The following is a 1,764-nucleotide window of genomic DNA, read 5'->3' as shown; positions in this document are numbered from 1 at the left end:
ATGTGGTCCTAGAGAAACCCCATCATCGCAGGTCACAAGGCACTTCTTCGATTCCGGAAGCACTATCCACGGGCATCAAGCCGGTGGATCCGGGCGTACAGGTCGTCGGTGTGAGGTTCCCCCGAGATGCGGAGGATGTTGACAGAGGGTCAGATGGGACTCATGAGAGGAACATCGACCATGGCCGCACCCAAATATGGCTCCCCTGTCGCTTCCGTGGGTCGCTGACCTGGGCTGATATGCAAAACACGCCGTACCCCGGCTACGTTTCGACTTGCGACGGTACGAAACGGAAGAACCTGGATACGGCGTGCAATCTGCAAGGATATGGACTCGGCTGCTCGGTGTCGAGAAGACCGTGATCGAGCGGGTCGAGGCCGAGGAGAGCGACTCGGACGAGGGCGGCCCGCAGGACGTGCTGATCGTGATGCACGCCCGGCCGGCCCGGGGCCGACGGCGGCGGTGCGGGATCTGCGACCGGCGGTGCGCCAAGTACGACAAGGGCGAGGGCCGGCGGCGCTGGCGGGCACTGGACCTCGGCACGATACGGGCGGTGATCGAGGCCGACGCGCCCCGCATCTCCTGTCCCGAGCACGGGGTGACCGTGGCGGCGGTGCCCTGGGCACGGCACGGCGCCGGACACACCCTGCCGTTCGACGAAACGGTGGCGTGGCTGGCGACCTGCTGCTCGAAGACCACCGTCACCCAGCTGATGCGGATCGGCTGGCGCATGGTGGGCAACATCTGCACCCGGGTGTGGCACGACGTCACCGAACGGGTGGACTTGCTGGCCGGGTTGCGCCGGATCGGCATCGACGAGATCAGCTACAAGAAGCACCACAAGTACCTCACCATCGTGGTCGACCACGACTCCGGCCGCCTGGTGTGGGCCGAAGCCGGACGCGACAAGGCCACCCTGCGGACGTTCTTCGACCTGCTCGGCGAGGAGCGCTCGGCGAAGATCACGCATGTCACGGCGGACGCCGCCGAGTGGATCTCCAAAGTGGTCGCCGAGCGCTGCCCGGGTGCGGTGCGGGTGATGGACCCCTTCCACGTCGTCCAGTGGGCGACCGAGGCCCTGGACCAGGTCCGCCGCGATGTCTGGAACACCGAGCGCGGCGGCAAGGGCCGTGCCACCGCGGGCTCCAAGTCCCTCAAGAGGTCCCGCTGGGCACTGTGGAGGAACCCGGAGGATCTCACCGAAGGCCAGCGGGCCCAGCTCGCCTTCATCGCCAAGGCCCATCCCGTCCTGCACCGCGCCTACCTGCTCAAGGAGGGCCTGCGGATGGCACTCAAGCAAGGCGCGGACACCCAACAGGCTCTGTGGGACTGGGTACTGTGGGCTCGCCGCTCCCGCCTGGCCCCGTTCGTCGCGCTGCAACGCTCCATCGTCCGGCACTGGGACGCCATCGTCGCAGCCTCCGAGCACCACTTGAGCAACGGACTCGTCGAGAGCATGAACACCAAGATCCGCCTGATCACCCGCATGGCCTTCGGCTTCAAACACGCCGACGCCCTCATCGCCCTCGCCATGCTGAACCTCGGCGGCCACCGGCCTCACCTACCAGGCCGTCAAGCCACATAAACCCACCCACGGAAGCGACAGGGGAGCCAAAAAAGCCCCCGTCTGATGAAAAGACGTGGGCTCGTTGTCTGCGGACAGACTTGTCCCTTCCTGACAGTCTCGGCTGAGGCACCCGGCACCTCGGGTTAGCCTGGATGGGCGAGACAGGAGCAACCCCGGCATGGCCAGTACCACCGACC

At 66.4% G+C, this 1,764-nt stretch carries 1 protein-coding gene; it reads left to right on the top strand.

What is annotated here, in order from left to right; translation table 11 throughout:
* Positions 1–310 precede the first annotated feature (310 nt).
* Entirely contained in the window at positions 311–1,585 is a 1,275-nt protein-coding gene (locus AB0N06_RS38790; protein WP_366139358.1) for an ISL3 family transposase, read from the top strand.
* Positions 1,586–1,764: the final 179 nt, after the last annotated feature.

Source organism: Streptomyces sp. NPDC051020 (assembly GCF_040683105.1).
Lineage (GTDB): Bacteria > Actinomycetota > Actinomycetes > Streptomycetales > Streptomycetaceae > Streptomyces.
Note: the sequence above shows the minus strand (reverse complement) of the source record. Positions and strands in the feature narration are given on the sequence as shown.